The sequence below is a fragment of the Mesorhizobium sp. M0159 genome (genome assembly GCF_040322295.1).
Classification (GTDB): domain Bacteria; phylum Pseudomonadota; class Alphaproteobacteria; order Rhizobiales; family Rhizobiaceae; genus Mesorhizobium.
Genome location: NZ_JAMYTF010000028.1, coordinates 40,921 through 61,047 on the forward strand (window position 1 = coordinate 40,921; position 20,127 = coordinate 61,047).

Sequence of the window (20,127 nt, forward strand, 5' to 3'; positions counted from 1 at the left end):
CGCAGAGGCCGACGGCCGGCGCGGCGGGACGGTTTTTGCGCCTATCGGCGCTGCTATTCCGCCGTGTCGGGCGGAAGCTCGGAATGGGGCTTTGAAAGGGCGTCTGCTGCCTGCCGCAGAAGTCGCTCGGCCTCGGTGATGTGGCCGCAAATGCGGGCGGCTTCGGCATAGACGGAGAGCGGAAAGCGCGCCTGGAAATGCAGGTCGCGCTCTATGCCGAGGCCAAGCGGACCTTTTACGGATGCAAGCTCGGCCAGACTGACGCTGCCGAGTTCGGGGAAGCCGAAGCCGAGATCGCAAAGGCCGAACAGCGTGTCGCCATCGGCGTCGAGTTCGGTCAAAAGCCACGTGGCGGCACCTGTCGGATTAAACAGTTTCACAACGGGAAAATGGTCGACGTCGGCGTCGGCGGCGCCATTGGCGAGCAGTCGTGCGCGCAGTGGATCGGTGATCAGGATCATGGAAAGACTCCTTGTCAGAACAGGTCGAGTTGATTTCTGCTGGCTTCATCGAAGAGGCCGATATCGAGCGGCTTTTGCGCCGCGCGCGGACACATCGGCGCGTCCATCAGGAGGGTGAGCCGATCGCGCGTGGTGATCGGCCGGACACCGGGAATGAGCATCTGCTCGCCTTGCGGCGTCGGCTCGCTCGCGGTCAGTTGAGGATCGCGCATCGTCATGCCGCAATCCCTTCCTGCGCCTCGCCTTCGGCATCGGCCTGAAGGCCAAACAGGAAATCGGCGGCCTTGGAGGCAAGACTGGCGGCACGGAAGATGGCGCGATTGTCCTCGCGCAGCACCTTCAGCCATGAGCCGATGTAATCGGCATGACGCACGGTCGGCTCGATACCGAGATTGCTGCAGACGAAGGCGGCAGTGATTTCGGCGACCAATTCTTCACGCGCGTAAGCCTTGGAGCCGAACGAGCCGGAGAGGTCGCGAGCAAGCCGCGTTGGGTGGCCGGTCCAGTGGCCAAGCTCGTGAAAGCAGGTCCGGTAATAGTCGATCTGGTGATGGAACGCCGGCTGCGGCGGCACCTGAATGTGGTCGCTGCCCAGCATGTAGAAAGCGCGATCGCCGCCGACCCTGAAATCCGCACCGCTGGCGCGAATAAGCGTCTCGGCCTGCGGCACGATCTCGCACTGAGGCAGCGGCTCGGCGGCGGCATAGAGGTCTTCCGGAAGATTATCGCACTGCGCGACATTGAAGACGGTGAAGCGCTTCAAGAAAGGCACGGCCTGTGGTTCATCGCCCTCGTGGCGTGCGCGCTCCTTCTCGTCCTTGGGGACAAAGCGGTCGGCATGCACGATGGTCGTGCCGCGCTCGCCCTTCCTGACATTGCCGCCAAGGACGAGCGCCTGCCGGAAGGTGAGCCAGTTCTGGCTGGGATAGCTGCGCTCGATGACCGCGCCCCACAGGATGAGGATATTGATGCCGGAATAGGTGCGCCCAGTGGACGCATTCCTCGGCAGGCCAAGGCCTGCCTTTGCGCTGCCCCATGGCTTGACCCATGGCACGGTGCCGCGCTCCAGCTCGGCAATGATGCGGTCGGTGATCTCCTGATAAAGGCTGGCGCCGGGGCGCCCGCCCTTGCCTGCGCCAGCCTCTGTGCTGGCACAACGCTTGCTGTTTGCATGCATGTCTTATCCTCCGCTCACCAATCGCCGCGCCTTTCCCCGGAAGCGGGGTGGGCGGCGAGTCGCGACCGGAAAGGCCCGCCGTGGTAGGCGGACCGCATCCGAAGGACCGGAACGAAGAGGAGGACCCTGAGCGGCAGCGAAGGGTTGCGGGCTGCCGCGGCGGGCCTAGAAGGGAGTGCCGCCCACCCCGCCGCCGGGAAAGGCCAACAGACAAACCGCGCCGCCCGCAAGGGCGGCGGCCGTCTCAGCCCAAGGGCTGCCCGCGCCAAGGGGCGAAGCCGAATGGCCGAGACCGCCTGAGCTTGCCGAAGAAAAGCGGGCTCGGTTCACGAGCACCTGGTGCGCGTCGTCAGGCGCGCGGGCGCCTGCCAGGACGGTAGGCCGGACAGATTTTTCGCACGGATCATCGTCAAGCGCCGCAGTTACGCCGAGAAACTCGACGACATCGCCGCCGTGCGCGCGGCTTGCTCCGAACAAAACCAGCGCTCGCCTTTCAACAGGTTGAGGCGCGTGTCCCAGTAATTCCTGTCCGGGATCATGATAGACGCGCTCGCCCGTTTTGTAGCTTATATTGGCTTTGATGTTGCAGCCGACAGCGGCAGGGTCGATTCGAAGGCAAGAAAGCCAGCCAGGAGTTGCTTTGATAGCGATGATTGCCCACGCCCTTCCCTCCGAAGAGAGAATGCGACGTTTGCGGCCTGGAGTCTACAAGTCGGGTCTAATTCACCGGTCCTGTTCCGAACCATTGAATGAACGGCGCATCCTTACCCGTGATATCCTTCACCGTCTTTAACAGCGCTTCATGGGTGCGTTGGAGAGCCCGGTAATGGTTGCTGCTAGGTGATAGAAGCGGCTGGACGATGCTCTTGTGCAGCCGTTCCGCCTCCGCCAGAAAGCGCTCGATTTCAGCCTGTGAAAGCTGCTTGGAAAGTTTGGTCCTAGCCATTGCGATCTCCGTTGAGGAATCGCCCCACCTAGGATTATCATCCTACATCGGCATGGCCTGGTAAAGACCACCCGCAGCGGAATGGCAGCTTGCCGAAGAAAAGCGCGCTCGGTTCACGGCACCGGCGCGAGCCGTTAGGCGCGCGGGCGCCCGTTAGGACCGCAGGCTGGACAGAATCTCGCACGGATCCGCGTCAAGCGCCGCAGTTAAGTCGAGAAACTCGATGACGTCGAGACGACGCTCTCCACCCTCGTACTTGGCCACGAAGGATTGGGGACGATCAAGCTTCTCGGCCACCTGCGCCTGAGTCAGGCCTTTGGCCTTGCGCAGGGAAACCAGCTGGGCCAGAAACCGCTGGTGGCGGGGCGATCGAAGAGATTTGGGCATGTAGGCGAACCGGTCGGGTAAAGACCGGATCAGCGACTAATCCCGGTTTCGGATTATCCCATTTTGGGATATGCTGCGTTGCATCCAGCGCTCAACAGCCGAGGCTCGCAACAGGCATGAATCGATCAATGGGAACAGATGAAAGTCGAAGCTCAACGTTGAGCGATGAAGTCCCCTGGTCGGAGAACCTCACGAGCTACGACAGGGAGCATTTCACGATCTACCTGCGGATCCTGGATGCCTGCGCCGACAATGCCAGCGAAGAGGAGATGGCCGATCTCATTCTCGGCATCGACCCGGCCCTTGAACCGGTCCGCGCCCGCAAGGCTCTTCGCAGCCATATCGACCGTGCGAACTGGATGGTGACGACTGGCTACAAGGAACTGTTCGCCGGCTGAGGCACGGCACGGACTGTCATGCTCTTCAAACAAGGAAGTTCAGATACCCGCCATTCATGAGCGCACGGCCGCGAGAGACGGCGCGGCGGGAGCGGTCACAACTGGTTCGCGTGCTGTTTGACTGCCATTTCCAGTGCTTGGCTCAGAGGCACAGCCTTGGAGAACAGGAAGCCCTGAGCGGTCCTGCAGCCAAGCTTGTGCAGGGTTTGCCGATCCGCCTCTGTTTCGACGCCCTCGGCCATGACCTCGATCCCGAGCATGTTACCGAGATCGATGACCGATTTGACAAGCAGTCGGTCCTCTCGGGACTTGGCCAAGCCGCGAATGAAACCCTGGTCTATTTTCACCTTGCGTATCCGACTGTCCTTGAGCGATGCCAACGTGGAAAAGCCGGTGCCGAAGTCATCGAGCGCGATGGAAATGCCGGCATGTGAAAGCCGTCCGAGCTTTTCATCCACTCTGTCCGGGTCCACCGGGGATTCTTCGGTAATCTCGATTTCGAACATCGTTGCAGGGAGGCCTTTTGCCGCCAGACCATTCAGAACCATGTCGTCGATATCGCCGGCTTCCAGTTCGCGCGGTGAAACATTCATCGCCACGCGGAGATCAAGACAGTCAGCTTTCACCAAGCCGTCGATAAAAGCACAACAGTCGGCGAACACGGTTTGCGTCAGCAGCTGAAGCATTCCGGTTTCGCGTGCAGCTGTGATGATTTCGGGTGGAGAGATGGCACCATGAGTCGGATGGGACCACCTCAGCAAGGCTTCAAAACCGACCACGGCCTCGGTGTCGAGTTTCACGATCGGCTGGAACCAAGGTTGCAAGCTTCTCGTCTTTATCGCCGAATGAAGGTCCCGTTCGACGGACTGGCGGCGTTGCAGTTCCCTGTCGAGTTCGGCATCAAACAGGCAAAATTCGTTCCTGCCACGACGCTTGGCCGTATAAAGGGCGATATCCGCCCGCAACAACATTTCCGTCAGGCCCGGCGTCTGCGCCAAGTATATTCCTATCGATGCCCCGACACGGACGGACGCGACCTCGATATAGGGTCGGGCAATTTTGGCTATGATATTGGAGGCGAGATCACTGGCAGAAAGCGAAACCCTCGTTGAGGGAAAAAACAGCACGAATTCATCGCCGCCGATACGAGCGAGCGTTGAGCCTTCCGGTGCTTCCTCCTCTATGCGGCGGGCGATCCTTACAAGCAGTTCATCACCGGTCCTGTGACCGTAGGTATCGTTGACGGATTTGAACCCGTCCAGATCAACCAGCATTGCCACGAAGGGGCTATCCGCGGTCTCGAAACGTCCGATTGCGTCTTCGAGGCCACGCCTGTTGAGAAGGGCCGTCAGGTGGTCCTGCCTGGAACTGGCCTTCATCTCCGCCGCAAGCCGCTCGGCCTCATGCCTCAGGCGGCTCGCTTCGCGGAACCGTGCTTGCCCAACACACGAAGCTCGAACCAAGCCGCCCATGAAAAGCAGAACGGCAAAAGCCAGAATGTAATCTTCAAAATTGCCTTTCGCCAAAAGGCATCCCACCGTGATGAGGAGCGGAGGTGTGATGAAGTTGATCGCCGCCGCGGCATACGAACTGCCGTATGTAACCGCACCAGCTGAAATGCCCGCCAGAATGACCAGATGCAGCGGTGCTTGAGGTGTCGTGTATCCAACAGTCAGGACGGCCAGGAAGGACCAGGCAAACCCTGCCAGAAGGGCAAGGATGCCAAACCAGCGAAGCCGCGGCAAAACCCCCACTAAACCGTCATGGCGCCCCGTTTCCTTTAGCTGATAACGCGCGAGTGCAAGGCGGGCGGCATTTATCGCATTGACGACCAGGAACCAGATTGCAGCGGCAAAGCCGCTGCCAGAAAGGGCGTGCACCGCCCAAATCAGGCCTGACAGGATACCGCTTATCGGCATCGACACGAAGAGGCCGGTCCTCAGGTCAGCAAGCTGATCCTGACGGATTTTGGCCTCCAGCGTGTCTACTTTCTTCGGGGCCATGGACGGACCAGCTTGCTCCCATCGTTGTTCGCGAGGACAAGCTTACGCAGGCCCACTGAAGGACGGGTTAACTATCCAGCGGGGGTAACCAGTGCGCTCACCATGGCTCCGGGTCGCACGTCTGCTCTGAGGATTGCCGGCTGATCATCAAAGTCTCGTCCGCGCGCGTTTCTTGATCCGGATGATCATGCCAGGATCCGCAACGTCAGAGACAAAAGGAAGCTGCGCCGAGACAGCGTTCCAGAGCGGCAGCGCTATCTGCCGATTCACCGCCTGAGCATGGCCGAAATGCCATGGCGGACAAAGGGAAGATATTGGGCAAAGCGGAGCCCCGCATGTCTTGCAAGCCGTGCCGCCGGGTGCTCGCCTGAGTAGAGACCGACAAGCATGTTGGTGGCATGATAGAGCGGTGCCGCCGACAGGCGCAGCCGGCTTTCGTATCTGCCGAGCATGTCGGGATCGGCAATGTCGCGGCGGGCGTAACATGCTGTCAGGATTTTACGAGCGAGTTGCTTCTGGCCGCTGAGGCCGATAACGGACGTCGCGCTTTTCGGCAACGGTGCCATTGCTCAACTGAGGCAGCGTTTCGGAGCCGAATGTCACCCCGTCAGTCGGCTTTTTTTGCGGAAGTTGGAAACCACAAGAACACGCCTAGGAACCTCGTGGACCTGGATAGGCAGCGGCGGCTGCATGCCCGCCTTTTGTTTCTAGCACTGCTTTTGTCTTTCGGCGACAGGCGGTGACTTGTGCTCCAAGGTCATGAGAACACGCCTTGATTGATTTTTTCATCCGACTAGATTGTACCCGCGCGTTCATCTGGGCGCCGATTCGTGATCCTGCCGGACGACAGGCAAGGCTTTTTTCGGATCGGAAACCCCGTCACCTGGAGTGCTTCGGATGAGTGTGTCCTCAACGCCGCGTGCTGCCAAACGAGAGGCTCATCGAGGGTCGCAGTGGCTTAAGTGGGATCTGCATTTACACGCGCCCGGTACGAAGCTCTCTTGCGGATATGGCAAACCGGAGGACGCGACGTGGAAACGCTTCGTGGCTATTCTCGAACAATCCGAGGTCAAGGCCTTTGGCATAACGGACTATTTTTCATTCGACGGCTACCTGAACACCGTCAAGTGGTATCGCCAATCGTATCCGGACTCGACCAAGCTAGTGATCCCGAACCTAGAGCTGCGTTTGACCGAGACGGTCAGCATCGACGGCAAAAACGTCAACGCGCATGTTCTGGTAGACCCGGCTGTCGCGACGCCCGAAGCCTTGAGTAAATTCCTCAACGACCTCGAAACGCACATATCCGTTGGTGGCAGACGGTTACGCTGCAGTGAACTGACGTCTGCGAACTACGCTGCGGCGACCGTCAGCATACATGATGTTAAGGACTCGCTAAAAGGATGCTTCGCGCCGGAGCAATACATTATCGTCACCGCCGCCGGAAACGATGGCCTACGCGGTACCGCCAAAAATTCCCAGCGTAGCAAATCCATTTCCGATGAACTCGACAGGATCAGTAGCGCCTTCTTTGGGAAGTCGAACAGCACGGCATTCTTCCTGAGCGACTCTCGGTACGAGGACGGGTCGAAGTCCGAGCCTAAGCCCCTCTATGACGCCAGTGACGCTCATTCCTTCGAGGACCTCGGACGTTTGACAGGTGACGAGCCGAGCTATCAATCGACCTGGATCAAGGCCAATCTGACTTTCCGAGGTCTCCGGCAGACGATCTTTGAACCGGAACATCGCGTCTTTGTTGGAGAACGTCCAACCGTTCTCGTCCGGCTCGAGCGAGAGGCGACGCAGTTCATCGACAGGCTGGAGATCAATGCCCTCGCCACCTATGCCGATCATAACGGCACCTGGTTTCGGAACGTCGAAATCCCGTTCAACCCTGAACTGACTGCCATAATCGGCAACAAGGGAAGCGGCAAAAGCGCCGTCGCGGACATTGTCGCGCTGCTCGGAAATACTCGCCAAGCGAAATATTTCTCGTTTCTAACCGACAGTCAGACGAACAAGAAATTCAAGCGGCGCGGGTTCGCCGAGAATTTTTCGGGTCGTCTCGTATGGAAGAGTGGGAGCGTTGTTGAACGGGCACTGAGCGATGATGTCGATGAACTCGAGCCGGAGGCGGTCAAATACCTACCACAGAACTACTTCGAGAGCCTGACGAACGAAATCGAAGTCCAGGCGCTGCGCCGGGAAATCGAAGACGTCGTATTTTCACACGTCGACATCAGCGACAAGATGGACGCCAAGAGCTTCCGCGACCTCGAAGAACGGAAGACGTTGAACAGTCGACAGGAAGCTAGCCAGATCAAAACGAAGCTGCGGGAACTCAACATCAGGATTCTCGAACTCGAGGACCAGAGCGAACCTGCATTCAAGACCAAACTGCAGGCGGAACTAGGGGTCCTTCAGAAGCAGGTGTTCGCACTCGAAGCGTCGAAGCCTCCGGAGGAAGCTGCCCCGGCTGCTCAGAGTGCGGAACAGGAAGCGGCGACAGAAGAAATCGCGTCACAAACCCGGTTGCTGGATGACCTTTCTGCACGTGAAAAGAGCGCCGTCACGCGGCTCGGCTGGCACAAGACTACCCTGCAAGAGGCCAGTGAATTCAAGGACGCCGTAAATGCCCTGAAAAACCGTGTGCAAGGCGACAAGGAGGCTTTTAAAACTAAGTATAGGGCTCTCGGCTTAGATGTTGATCAGGTCATCCGTATTACCGTTAACCTCGAAGAAGTCACGAAGAAGATTGACGATGCGAACGAAGAAATCGCTCAGATTGAGCGCGAGAGCGCCATTGTTTTCGATTCAAAGACCGATCTTTCCAAAGTCGCCAGTGCACCCGAGCTTCGTGCTGCGCAGAAATATATTGCCGATCGCATTGCCGAGACGCGCGCCGCTCTCTCGGCACCTCAACGGCGTTATCAAAGGTATGTGCAGGCCGTCCGCGAGATATCCGAGCAGATCAGCGATATCGTCGGTCAAAAGGCCTCGCCCAAATTAGGGACAATCGCGGAACTAGAGGCCCGCATTGCCCGGATCGACAACGATCTGCCCGGTGAATTGTCCAAGGCGTTTGAGGACCGTAAGGCACTTTGCTTGACCCTCTTCGAAAGCAAACACAAGATAAGAACGTTTTACGAGGGTTTGAAAACCAAGGTTGAGTCGCGGCTCACCGCGGTGAGTACCGGGGACTTCAAGGTGTCGATCGACGCGTCTTTTGTACCGTCTCCCAAGTTCGGTGATGAATTCTTCAACCATCTGAACCAAAACGTGAGCGGCCCCTTCCGCGGAGTCGCGGAAGGCGCGCGCGCCCTTCAACAGAAGCTATCGATAGTCGACTGGAACTCCTTCGAAAGCATCTTTGCCTTTGTGGACGATGTGGTCGGATCGATGAAATCCGGTGGCATCAGACGGCAGACCAAAGACGTCAAGAAATTCTACGACTTCCTTTATTCCCTCGGATACTTCGAACCCCGGTACGAGTTGAGACTGGGAGGCAAAGACCTGAACCAGCTTTCCCCCGGAGAGAAGGGGCTTCTGCTGCTGGTCTTCTACCTACACCTGGACACCGACAGCTCGCCCCTCATCATCGACCAACCCGAAGACAATCTCGACAACGACAGCATATTCGCGGTACTCGCAAGGTGTATTCGCGACGCGAAGAAAACCCGGCAGGTCATATTGGTGACGCATAACCCAAACCTCGCGATCGGAGCCGACGCCGAACAAATCGTCTATGTCCGGTTGGACAAGGTGAACGCTTACAGGTTCAGCTATGATTGCGGCGCGATCGAGAACCCGAACACCAATGGCCATATCGTAAAGGTGCTCGAAGGGTCGCGGCCAGCCTTCGTACAACGTCGACTCAAGTATCAAATCACCTGATGGCGGGGTATTGCGGCGTTGCTTTGTTTTGTAACGTCCGCTCCTGGCGTTTCCGGACGAGGTCAATAGCGAAGCATCCGACTTCTATAAGAAGAGCGGGTGATGCGGACGAAATGAGGCGCAAAGTTGCCGGGGGATCTTGGCAAGCAAGGCTAGGGGGAAGAAGCCGCAATTCCCGGCAGCGCGGCCCACGCCAAGCGATTTCCTTGTAGATTGGAAGACGCTGTTTGGGCGGCCATCCTATTCGAGTTGGTGGATGGTAGTCCCTGGCACAACTGCCTTGGCGATTTCGCATAAATGCTTGTGATGCGTTAGATATATCACCTGACCCATGCCCGCCATTTCGCCGAAAAGCCTGAACACTTCTTCAGACCGGATATGGTCGAACGTCTCCATGATGTCGTCCGCGACGAATGGGACCGACTGTCGGAATTGCGCGAATTCGTAATATCCAGCGAGTCTCAGGGCCAGATAGAGCTGAAACCGCGCGCCTTTTGACAGCGCATCGGCGACCTTGGATTGGCCGTCGCGCTGCATCGCTATCAGGACCTCGCCACCCTTCACGGGCTGGGTCGTGAGGCCAGAATGCTGGCCTTGCGTCATCAGCTTGAAAGCGTCCGATGCACGCGCCATCATTCCTGACCGGTGGCGCTCGCGATAGGCGCGCAGAGCATTCCCGGCTGACATGATGCCGAGCTTCAGTTCAATATAGCGAACCGCGCTGTCCTCGATTTCCAGCAGAATGGTTCGGCGTTCGGCGTCGAGCCGAGCGACAGCGCCGTCGCCTCCAATCTCGTCAATCTTATCCGCAGCGCGCGTTTGTCGGATCAGCTGTTGTTGGAGGAAGCTGTCTAGCTGCTGGAGCCTCTGCTCGCCTTGTCCCTTCTCGATCGCCAGGCCGTCGAAGTCGATTTCGTCAAGGACCGAGCGGGCCTGCTCAAACTTCTCCAATGAAAGTTCAGCCGCCACCCGATCCTCAAGCTCGGCCACGCTGGTGTGCAGACGATCCCTCTCGCGCAGCAACTCGTCGCGGTGCGCCACATCGGTTAAGGTTTCGACGCCGAACGCGATCAGCACCTCATTCTTGCGGCACTCATGGACCGAAGTCTCATTGTCGAGGACATTGCGCTCGCCTTGCAAGCGTTTGAGATCGGCCAAAAAGCCTGCCTTCGTGTCACGCGCCCTTTCAGCGCGATCCAAGCGGTCGCCAACGCGAACCGCTAACTGCTCCGGCTCTCCATCCTTCGTAGCCTCTCCCAGATCTGCTGCGATAGAGCTGACCTCACTGAGGAAATCGGCCCTGTCAGCTTCCATTTTGTCGATGCGCAGTTGAAGGGCGTCTCGCTCTTGCACGCTTTTGGCCAGATTACTCAACTGTTCGAGCACTGTGCTTAAGCCGGAAGCGGATACGCCGCTCTCGAGCCAAGTTCCCTTGAGCGTCTCACCTGTCGTGGCGAGCCACTCCTCCTCGCGCCGCTCGGCCATGGCGAGAGCCCGACGCCTGACAGTAAGATCCTCCTCCCTGCCATTCACGGTTCTTAGTGCTTCAGCGTATTCTGCGTCTAACTTGCGCTGCCGCTCTAGAAACAATTCCGCGAGGGCCATAGCGGCTTCAAGCGTGTCATGCGGCGCCGGTACTATTCCGACGCTCGTCAACGCCCTGATAAGTTCCAGTCGGATCTGCTCGCCCGCCTCGGCAGCCCGGTCCGCCCTCTTCCGAGAGAGCTCGATCTGCCGCCATTCACCGAGTGCATCAGCACGCAACTCAATTCGATTGTCCAAGCGCTGTACCAGGCGCTCTAGTGATGGCTCGATCACGTCTTCCAGCAACGCACCGCCGGCCTGACGGACTTCAGCCATCTTGGCTTCAAGATCGAGGGCAAGCTGCGCGTATTGTTGACGCAAACGAGACAAATCCGCCGAAGTTTCGCCAAGCGCCCTGGTCGTTGCGCGTATCTCTGCCAAATCCGACGCGTTCGCTAGACGGCCCGTGCCGACGCCATCGTCGCGGGCTAGCGCTAGAGCAAAGTCATCAGCTGTTTCGCTGGTCAGCGCCGCCCTATGCGTTTCCCAAGCTGCGTCACGTGCTCGTCGGCTCACTGCAGCGGCTTCGTCGTCAGCCACATCGATCGACACACGAAATGCTTCCAGTCGTGCCGATTGCCTCGTGGAATTGCTCTCACATTCCTCAAGGCGTTCGGCGACCACCGAGCTGGTTCTGGCTAAATCTGTTGCGGCCATTTTCCAGGAAGCAATCTGCCCAGCGCTCGGAACAGCGATGCTCGCGAGCGCGCTCGCATCGCCGGCCCACGGCCGCAGCTGAGCCCGCAACTCCTCGAATCGTATTGTACCCGCATCTTCCTCCTCGCGGGCCGCCGCAACTTCCGCGAGCTGATTGCTGGCGCGGGCCTTCGACAATGCTGAACTGAGCTTCGCTCTTACGGATTCGGGCACGGCTCTTTCTTCGCCAACTCGCTGTCGAGCCAATTGGAGCGCATCGACAGCAGCCGCAATTTCGTCATGGGCAGCGCTTGCCGCCGTGGCGATCCCGGATCGCTGCTCAATCATTGTGCGCAAGACGCCCACCGTCGCTGCTGGCAAAAGTAGCTTCGCAGGATCCTGTTCAGAAGTGCGTCCCAACGCGCTAAGGCAAGTCGCTACGGTGTTGTCGAGGATCTGCAGCTGGAACTTGCGAGTGGGCAAATCAAGGCCTGCCGACGAATAGCGCACCTTGCTCTCTGCCAAGCTTCTGATGCGCTCCGAGACCCCCAAGATCAGCTCGTCTACGTCGAGGAATGCAATGCTTGACGTCAGACGTTCAACTTCGCCGACATTGCCCGCCAAACGCGTTCTCAAGCTCGCATCGTCACCAATCAGCTCCGCGATCGAGCCCGCCCAAGTGCGCGTAGGTGAAGCGGTTTTCGGCAATCCGTCTAATTGGACGAGCTTGCGCCGAATATCTGCCAGCATCGGCCGTGCACGCTCGAACCGCGCAATCGCCTCCAGCCGGTTCGCCAGCACCGCTCGTTCGTTGATCAGGGCGTCGTACTGTTGTGCCGCGTCGCGACGTTCAGCCTCCAGTCCTTCGTAGGTCGAAGCAAGTGTGTCGATATCATCCTTCCGAGTTTTTAGGTCGGCCAGCCGCCTCTTGAGCAGCGCGATCTCGGTACCTTGCGCCTGCTTGCGATGTAGCGCGTCGGCCTCTGCATCCAAGGCATTTAGCGTATCGCTTGCATGGCCAAGTCCTGCGCTGGCGGTGAATAACAGCTTGCCGAGATCACCGCGCGATTCCAGGATCGCCTTTTCACCGGCTTCCAGCGTCTCGTCATCCAAGGAAAACATTGTCGCGTAGGCATCGCGAGACAGGCCGGCGAGGTGTGCCGAGATTGCCATCTCACTGACCGGCTTGCCGGTCGCATCAAGGAGCGAATTGTTCCGCTGTTTCGTGCGGGTAAATGAATGCTCCACACCTGCCAATTCGAGCACTCCACCAAGGCGCATGGCGCTATACTCGTGAATGAAGTTGTATTTGCTACGCTCCTCGATCCCGAACAAGAGGTCGAGAAAGCCAGAAAGAGCGGTCGACTTGCCAGCCTCATTCAGACCGAACACGATATGCAAATCAGGGCCGGACGTGGGCTTCGGTCCAAAGTCGATCGTACGATCGGTGAACTTCCCATAGCGAACGAGGTCAAGGCGTCGCAGTCTCATGACGAGGCACCAGCCTTGAGACGTGCGGTGACCTGGTCAATGCCCCTGGCCAGCGCTGTATCTAGGAAAAGGTCGAGGTCGGCTTCGCTCTTGCCAGCAAAGTCGCGGCCTTCCGCCGGAAGTTCGGCAACTGTCTTTTGAATGAACGCCCTCGCCTCGGCGCGGAACGCCTCGGACGTGGCGTCACTGCGCATCGACGCGGCTAGCTCATAAATTGGATCAGCGGTGTCCTCAACTGCTTCGGTCCCAGGTGAAAGGACGTTGAGATCGAGCTTTTCGATCCACGTGTCACCCAGTTGCCCGGCCACCTGTTGAGCTTCGGCAAGGAGGAGGTCCCTGTCGCGAATGAGCTGCCACGACAACGGTGTCGCTCCGCTCAAATTGACTCGAGCCAGAACGTGCCGCGATCGAACATTGGATCGCAGCTGTTCAAGTGCGTCTCGAATGCGCGTGGCGACTTCGGGCCACTCAACGGTTCCGATAAGGTCGACGTTGAGGCGTTCGAACTGCGCGACGCTGGTCAGCCGTTCCTCGATCTCAACAGAACCGTGATCACGTATCGTCACAAGCGTTGCCGATTTCTCGCCCGCCTCGTTGATATCCCTGCCTTGCGGAATACCCGGCATCACGACCGTTGCGCGTGCCCCTGGATAGACCTGGCGAACATGGATGTGTCCGAGCGCCCAGTAGTCGAAACCATGATTGTGCAAGTCAGCCACACTGCAGGGCGCGTACACGTCGTGACCGAGCGAACCGGCCATGCTGGTATGCATGATACCGACATTGACCGCGCCTTCACGAGGTGTTGGGTACTTGGGCAACAGACTTTCTGGCGCCTTCGAATGCGTAAAACTCAGGCCATGGAACATCACATCCAGACCACCTGAAGTCTGCAATACCGATTGGGCGCGGCCGCCGAAAATAGTCACGCTGTCCGGAAACACGAGCTGTTTTGAGATGCGTGAGAGGGCATCATGGTTGCCGCGGATCTTGAAGACCCTAATACCAGCCTGGTGCAGCCGTCCGATCTGTGTCGCGATGAACCGCGCAGTCTTCATCGAAGTCTGATCGCCATCGTAGAGGTCGCCCGCAATGACCAGCGCATCCACGCGTTCCTCGAGGCACAAATCCACTATCGAAATGAAGGCTTGGCGGCTGGCGTCTCCCACGAGCTCTGCGAGTTCGAGGTTTCGCAACGCTAGCGAACGCAGCGGTGAATCCAGATGAATGTCTGCCGTATGAACAAATCGAAACGCCATTCAGCCTCCAGCCAAGGGCAGAGTTTGTCCCCAGGTTCGCCATGATCTTGCGAGGGTGGCGGTCCACCCTCGCGTCCTCGCTGATTTCTTACTGACCGTTTGCGCCGTCTATCAGCAGGCCGTCTTGGTACCGCAACGATCCATTCGCAACAGCACCGGCGACCGCCGCTGAAATCAATTGCCTCAGCTGCGCGCTCGTGGCTTTGAAGCCCAGCATCCTCGAGACGCTCGTTGCGATTTCGTCCTCCGTCGCGCCGAGATTGGATCTCACCACCTCGATTGCACCCTGGGCAACTTCCTCCGAGGAGATCATTTCGGGCTTACGCAATCCAGGGGACATGACACCACTGCGGTCGCGTAGCTGAATAGGCGCGCCCGGTTTGAAGCAGAAGTCGCCTCGACGCGCCACCACTCCCCGCGCTTCGGCGATAACAAGACCACGCTCAATCGCGTCCTGAATCCTGCCGCCGGCCTGCTGTAGGCCCCATGCATCCCGAATGCGCGATACTACCTCATCGAGATGGACTGGCGTCTCTGCGGCGACGATTTGCTCGACCAGCCCAGCCAGGAGACCGGTGGGCGTCTCGTGAAGTTCAAACCGCCCGGGCGGTCTCTGTACACTCGCTTCTGCGTAGGCTCGATCTGGTGTCGCGGCTCCATTCGTAGTCTGCAACGCGATTTCGGTGACGTTACCCCGGTCGACCGTTACGACTTGTACGGCCGCCCCACGGCTTCTCTGGTTTCCCAATTCCGCCCGTTCAGCAAGTTCTCTCGTTGCAGCCTCGATCGCCGCCACCGTCCGCTCGAGCTGTTCACGCGGACGCTGGAACCAATCGGCACTCCAGATGCGGTGAATTATCCAGCCGTGGTCTTCGAGCACAGCCTGGCGAAGCCGATCCCGATCTCTTGCGGAGCGCGAGGAGTGATACTCGGCACCGTCGCATTCGATGCCCAGCAGGTAGCGCCCTGGCCGCTCCGGATCAGCAACTGCCAGATCGATGAAGAAGCCCGCGATACCCACCTGTGCATGGACCTGATAGCCTCGTTCAATCAAGGCGTTGGCTACCTGTTCTTCAAAGATTGAATCCATCTCTCTGGTCGTCGTCTGAGCAAGCGAGATGCGTCCAGTCCTCGCGTAGTGCAAAAAGAGCTTGAAGGCAAAGACCCCCTTACCCTTTCCGCGCTCGAGGTCGATGTCCTCATCTGTTATCGACGCGTACACCTCACAGGCACGCTTAGCCCGGCTTATGAGAACGTTGAGTCGACGTTCTCCGCCTTCCGAACCGAGTGGGCCGAAGCGCATGGCCATGTAGCCCTGGGAATTCTTCGCGTATCCCACCGAGATCATGATCACGTCCCGCTCGTCGCCTTGAACGTTCTCCAGGTTCTTGACGAAAAACGGCTCACTCGGATGGGCGTGGAAGAAGTCTTCGGTGTCCGGATTCAACCGCCGCAGGGCTTCAAGCTCATTTTGGATCGCACGGCGTTGGCTGACAGAAAAAGTCGCAACGCCAAGAGACTCTTGTGGATTGGACTTCGCGTGACGAATGATCGCTTCTGCTACGGCACGCGCCTCGATCGGGTTCGTCCCTGTCCCACCTGAATCGAACACTCCGTCCGGCACGTAATGGAACCGCAGCCCCATACCAGCCTCTTGGGTATACGGACTTGGGACGATGAAGAGCCGGTTGTCGTAGAACTGGCTATTCGACACGGCGATGAGCGATTGATGTCGACTGCGGTAGTGCCAGCGAAGCATGCGCTGTGGCAAACCACGGGCTGTGAAAAGCCCGAGAATGCTCTCGATGTCAGCGACCTGCGCACCCTCGCCGTCGTCATCTTCAGATTGCGAGCCCGTCATCTTCGCAAAGAATGTCGTCGGGGGCAGCTGGCGTTCATCGCCAACGACGACTACCTGGTTCGCCCTGGCAATTGCGCCGAGTGCGTCCACCGGCTGGATCTGAGACGCTTCGTCCATAACCAGGAGGTCGAACGACATTCGACCGGGCGACAAGAACTGCGCCACCGAAAGTGGGCTCATCATGAACACCGGCTTCAACGCCTGGACAGCAGGTCCTGCCCTCAGCATCAACTGCCGGATAGGCATATGGCCTCTTCTGCGCGCCATCTCAGATCGAAGCAAACCGACAGGCCCAGCTCCGCCATCTCTTGAGGGGATCTTGCGATGATGCGCGGTCACGACCTCGATGGCGCTAGCCTTGATCCTCTGCCGGTCCAAATCCGCAAAGTCGCGAACAGCTCTCGAATGTAGCTCGCCGTCAAACCTCCCGAGGTCCGGCTCCTTGTTCGCCATCGCCGTCAGCATTTTCTCGTAATAGGCCATGTCGAAGACCGATCGCGCCGATGCGGTTGGAACCTGGCCATTGGCCAGGCCGCCGATCAACTGTCCTAGTCCCGCCTTTCGGGCACTCTCGGATCGTTCTTCGTAGGCAACCCATTTCGAGAGCTGTTCCTGATGCTCGACCCAGGTCTCCAATCGGGCAATCAACTCAGCAATCACGACCTCAGAGAAATCGCCTACTCCGAACAAAGACGAAGCATCAGCTTTCAAATCGTCCGCAAGCGCCTTCAGCCGCAGCGCCGCGGCCTGCGTCGTTTCTCGCGTTGCACGAGCTGATTTTGCGATCTCGACCCTGTCAGGCAGACGCGCGACCAGATGTCGGAGTGCGGTATTGTTTTTCAACCAGAGCTCGGCCTGCGTAAGCGCGGCCCAGTCGGATCCTCGCCCGAGCCAAGACGAGCCAAATGCGGACATGCCAATGCCGTGAGCAGCATCGATCTCTTGAGCAAGCTTCTGTAGGGCGCCCAGTCGTCGGACGAGCTTCACCCGACCGGATAGCTGATCAGGCAGGCTGGCCAGAACCTCTCGAGACGCTTCGTCCGCTTGAGCCACGGATCGCGCCTTCACTTCCATCAGCTGCAGTGAAGCCCTTTCGGCGGAGGCCACGTCACCCAGCATGGACGGCGCGAGGTGGCCGAGATCATTCCAGAAACCCTCGATCATCGGCCGGCCGATATCGATCACCTTGCGAACCCGGAGCGCACGCGCGCCCGCTTCAGAGCGCTCGGCCATCCGACCAGCAATAAGTCGCGGTTCCGAGCCAAGTCCCCTTAGCGTGCGCATCCATTCCACTAGAGCCAAGAGCGGTGCCGACGAGGATTTCTCCCGGCGCCAATCTGCTCCGAAGGCGGAACGACCAAAGGCGTCACCGTCACGAACCTTCGTGGCCGCCGCTTGCCCCTTCATCAACACGTCTAGGAGACGCACTGTCTCAGTCGACGGCGCGTTAGGATCGACTAGAAGGGACCGCAGAAGGGCTTTGGCGCGACGGTAGTCGCCGCTCAATGCCTTCAACAGACCCGTGTGACTAGCGAGGGCTTGCCTTGTCGGTGCAACCTCCGTGTTCCAGGCAGCATCGACAACTTTGCCCTTCAGCTCTGCTTGGACTGCCTCAAGCGTCGCGACGCTCTCGGCAAGGTCCGCCGCTTGTTCAAGTCCTGTGTCCCAAACGGTCGCGGCAAACGCTTCAGGGCTCGCGTCAGGGGCGGCCGCAACTCTCTCCCCCGTCACGATCAATCTAACCAGCCCTGCCAACGTGTCCGGTACAACCGTTGATCCCAGCTCCTGGTTCAGCCGCTCCGCTTCATCCCGCAAGCGCGGGAGCAGAACGGTCAGCTGGTGCGCACGGACAAAACCGTCTTTCGGGAATTCCGATGGCAGCTTTGCAAGCTCTGCCTCGAGACCTTCAATTGGGGTGTCGATCGCCGTCGCCACCAAATGCTGCGAAACGTCTTCGAATTTGCGGGCGAAATCCGATCCTGTCCAAAGAAGCGATGAGATCTCCTTAGGATGGTCGTCCCACACCGGCGAGACCAACGCATCGGCGGGAAGCTCTGGTGCGGACGCAAGCAGTTCTGCGCGATCTTCTATGTCGCCGCTGTCGCTGAGAATTCGCGAAGGCCCGGCCTCGGTCCGCGCGGCAATGTCGATCAGTTTTGCCTGCACAGCCTTCGCTTGATCGAGCAATGACCCGATGCGCGGGACGAGCCGCTCGACCGTGGTCGGCAGTACGACGTCCAGGCCTACCCCTCTCCAGGGATGGTGGATGGGTAGCCCGATTTCGTTGATCCGTTGAGAGACCTCGTCGAGAAGCTTCCGGCGTGACGAAACGCCTTCACTCGTCCAATGGATGGCACCCTCGAGCTCGATATTTACGGGTTTTTGCCCGTTCTGCCTGAGCCGGGTTAGCTGGCCGAAAACCTGGTAGGGCGTCAGGGCGGATGCGCCGAACGGAACATGCATCCGGTGGGCATGCGCATTGAGCCTGTCGCGCGCCTGCGACAACTGATCGGCCAGCGCAGATGGGAATTGTCCTCGAGGCGATCCGAGCTGCCAGGTACGACGCAGTTCCTCCAGCATCATGCGCTTGTTCGCCTTGTTGCTGTGGAGTTCCAGGCACACGTCCCCTACCCCGGCATTGTCGAGGCGGCGCTTCACGACCTCCAGCGCGGCCATTTTTTCAGCCACAAAAAGGACGGTCTTTCCGTCGGCCACGGCCGACGCGATAACATTCGCAATCGTCTGCGATTTGCCAGTGCCTGGGGGGCCCTGGATCACAAGGTCGCGACCCTTTCTGACATCATGGATCGCAAGTGTCTGGGAACTGTCGCTGTCGACGATGTGCAACATCTCCGCTGGCGCAATGTGCGGATCAATCGCGATGTCGTCAGACATCAGCGGCTCGCGCGCTTCAAAGCCGTCGGAAAGGAGCGAGCGGATCTTCGGCTGCTCGATTATCTTGGAGGCCTCGGGCCAGATCTCAGGATCAAGATCCCGGTACATCAAGAACTTCGCGAACGAGAAGAAGCCCAGCACCATATCATCCCGGAGCACCTCCCAACCCTCTTTGGTTGAAACCGCTTCGGCCACGGCATCGAGATACTTTGAGGCGTCGAAGTCGTCTCCCGCATCGAAGCTCGGCATGGCGAGCTTGTGCATCCGATCCAGATAGAGCTCAAGGGAGAGGTTCGCGCTCTGATCCTCTGGCCTGGCGCGCAGCCGAAACTTCTCTCCAGCCGTTCCTCGCTCGAGCCGGACCGGCACCAAAATGAGCGGTGCTTGACGGATGTTTTCCTTGTTGTTCGGGTCAATCCACTTCAGCATCCCGAGAGCCAGAAAGAGGATGTTGACGCCCTGCTCCTCCTCTAGCGTCCTGGCATCGTGATGGAGATCGAGAAGCCGGCGTTGCAAGCCGGTGGGGGTCATCCGCGTCTGCAGTTTGGTGTCTGAATGTCGCGCAAACACTCCCCTGTCGTCCACTTCATCGTCCTCTGGCTGAGCAAGGGAAATGGGGGAGTAGTCGATCTCGTCTTCCGTAGCAGAGCCTTCTTGGCCAGCCTTTGGTCTATCAGGCTTGCCTGCGACGAACGTAAAGACCTTCCCTTCATTCACCAGCAACCGATAGACCTCGGATGACCGCTCATCGACGATGTCGATCGTTTTCGCACTCTTTGAAAACCGGGGCACGTTCAAAAGGCGATTACGTGCGGAGAGGTCGAGCAACTCCATCCTGGCGCGCTCGAGCTTCTCCTTTAGCGGTAGATCGCTTTGGAAGACTGACTTTTCGGATTCTGACAATTATGCCCCCACTCCCAGAGCCGAACACTTAGATCCTGCCCAACGGTGGCCGCAACAAAAAAGCTATCCGCATCTCGATAATACTGTTGGCACCGTGCGGTCCGAGCATTGTGAAATGAGATACGTTGGTGACTTGATCTGAGCTAGCAGGCTTCTCTGATTGGGGTCGTTGAGGTCAAGCTCCTCCTGATATTTTTCCGGACCATGTCGCCCCGCGGGTCACTCGCTTCTC

The 20,127-nt window shown here is 58.8% G+C and carries 11 protein-coding genes and 1 pseudogene; 2 read left to right on the forward strand and 10 right to left on the reverse strand.

Annotation, left to right across the window (positions count from 1 at the left end):
* Positions 1-53: 53 nt before the first annotated feature.
* The 5 genes from NKJ32_RS23615 to NKJ32_RS23635 form a co-directional block, all read right to left on the reverse strand.
* On the reverse strand, positions 54-461 hold the full coding sequence (locus NKJ32_RS23615; protein ID WP_352642234.1) for a DUF2958 domain-containing protein: 408 nt from the start codon (positions 459-461) through the stop codon (positions 54-56).
* A 14-nt stretch (positions 462-475) separates the two neighbouring features.
* A complete protein-coding gene (locus NKJ32_RS23620; RefSeq protein ID WP_352549568.1) occupies positions 476-679 on the reverse strand; it encodes a hypothetical protein in 204 nt (67 codons plus the stop codon).
* Positions 676-1,638 carry an ArdC family protein gene (locus tag NKJ32_RS23625; RefSeq protein WP_352642233.1) on the reverse strand — a complete coding sequence of 321 codons (963 nt, stop codon included), beginning with the start codon at positions 1,636-1,638 and terminating at the stop codon, positions 676-678. The genes NKJ32_RS23620 and NKJ32_RS23625 overlap by 4 nt, the downstream gene beginning before the upstream one ends.
* 718 nt (positions 1,639-2,356) lie before the next feature.
* On the reverse strand, positions 2,357-2,584 hold the full coding sequence (locus NKJ32_RS23630; RefSeq protein ID WP_023722034.1) for a hypothetical protein: 228 nt from the start codon (positions 2,582-2,584) through the stop codon (positions 2,357-2,359).
* Positions 2,585-2,737: 153 nt separating this feature from the next.
* Positions 2,738-2,971, reverse strand: a complete 234-nt coding sequence (locus NKJ32_RS23635; RefSeq protein ID WP_023679646.1) for a helix-turn-helix domain-containing protein — start codon at positions 2,969-2,971, stop codon at positions 2,738-2,740.
* 116 nt (positions 2,972-3,087) lie between these two features.
* On the opposite strand from NKJ32_RS23635, the gene NKJ32_RS23640 reads away from it, so the two are divergent.
* Complete coding sequence (locus tag NKJ32_RS23640; protein ID WP_352610886.1) at positions 3,088-3,369, forward strand: DNA -binding domain-containing protein; 282 nt, start codon at positions 3,088-3,090, stop codon at positions 3,367-3,369.
* A gap of 95 nt (positions 3,370-3,464) precedes the next feature.
* On the opposite strand, the gene NKJ32_RS23645 is transcribed toward NKJ32_RS23640, so the two are convergent.
* Both NKJ32_RS23645 and NKJ32_RS23650 read right to left on the reverse strand, forming a co-directional pair.
* Entirely contained in the window at positions 3,465-5,372 is a 1,908-nt protein-coding gene (locus tag NKJ32_RS23645) for a putative bifunctional diguanylate cyclase/phosphodiesterase (RefSeq protein WP_352829043.1), read from the reverse strand.
* Between the two features lie 266 nt (positions 5,373-5,638).
* Positions 5,639-5,905, reverse strand: a pseudogene (locus tag NKJ32_RS23650) (5-demethoxyubiquinol-8 5-hydroxylase UbiM); the annotation flags it as partial.
* Positions 5,906-6,269: 364 nt separating this feature from the next.
* Here NKJ32_RS23650 and NKJ32_RS23655 point away from each other — a divergent pair.
* A complete protein-coding gene (locus NKJ32_RS23655) occupies positions 6,270-9,266 on the forward strand; it encodes a TrlF family AAA-like ATPase (RefSeq protein ID WP_352829045.1) in 2,997 nt (998 codons plus the stop codon).
* 240 nt (positions 9,267-9,506) lie between these two features.
* Here the strand turns inward: NKJ32_RS23655 and NKJ32_RS23660 are convergent, their stop codons facing one another.
* From NKJ32_RS23660 to NKJ32_RS23670, 3 genes are all read right to left on the reverse strand, one after another.
* Positions 9,507-12,977: an AAA family ATPase gene (locus NKJ32_RS23660; protein WP_352829047.1), complete on the reverse strand. Its 3,471-nt coding sequence runs from the start codon at positions 12,975-12,977 to the stop codon at positions 9,507-9,509.
* Positions 12,974-14,236: a metallophosphoesterase family protein gene (locus NKJ32_RS23665; RefSeq protein WP_352725308.1), complete on the reverse strand. Its 1,263-nt coding sequence runs from the start codon at positions 14,234-14,236 to the stop codon at positions 12,974-12,976. The genes NKJ32_RS23660 and NKJ32_RS23665 overlap by 4 nt, the downstream gene beginning before the upstream one ends.
* A gap of 88 nt (positions 14,237-14,324) precedes the next feature.
* Positions 14,325-19,895: a DUF3320 domain-containing protein gene (locus NKJ32_RS23670; RefSeq protein ID WP_352829048.1), complete on the reverse strand. Its 5,571-nt coding sequence runs from the start codon at positions 19,893-19,895 to the stop codon at positions 14,325-14,327.
* Between the last annotated feature and the right edge of the window lie 232 nt (positions 19,896-20,127).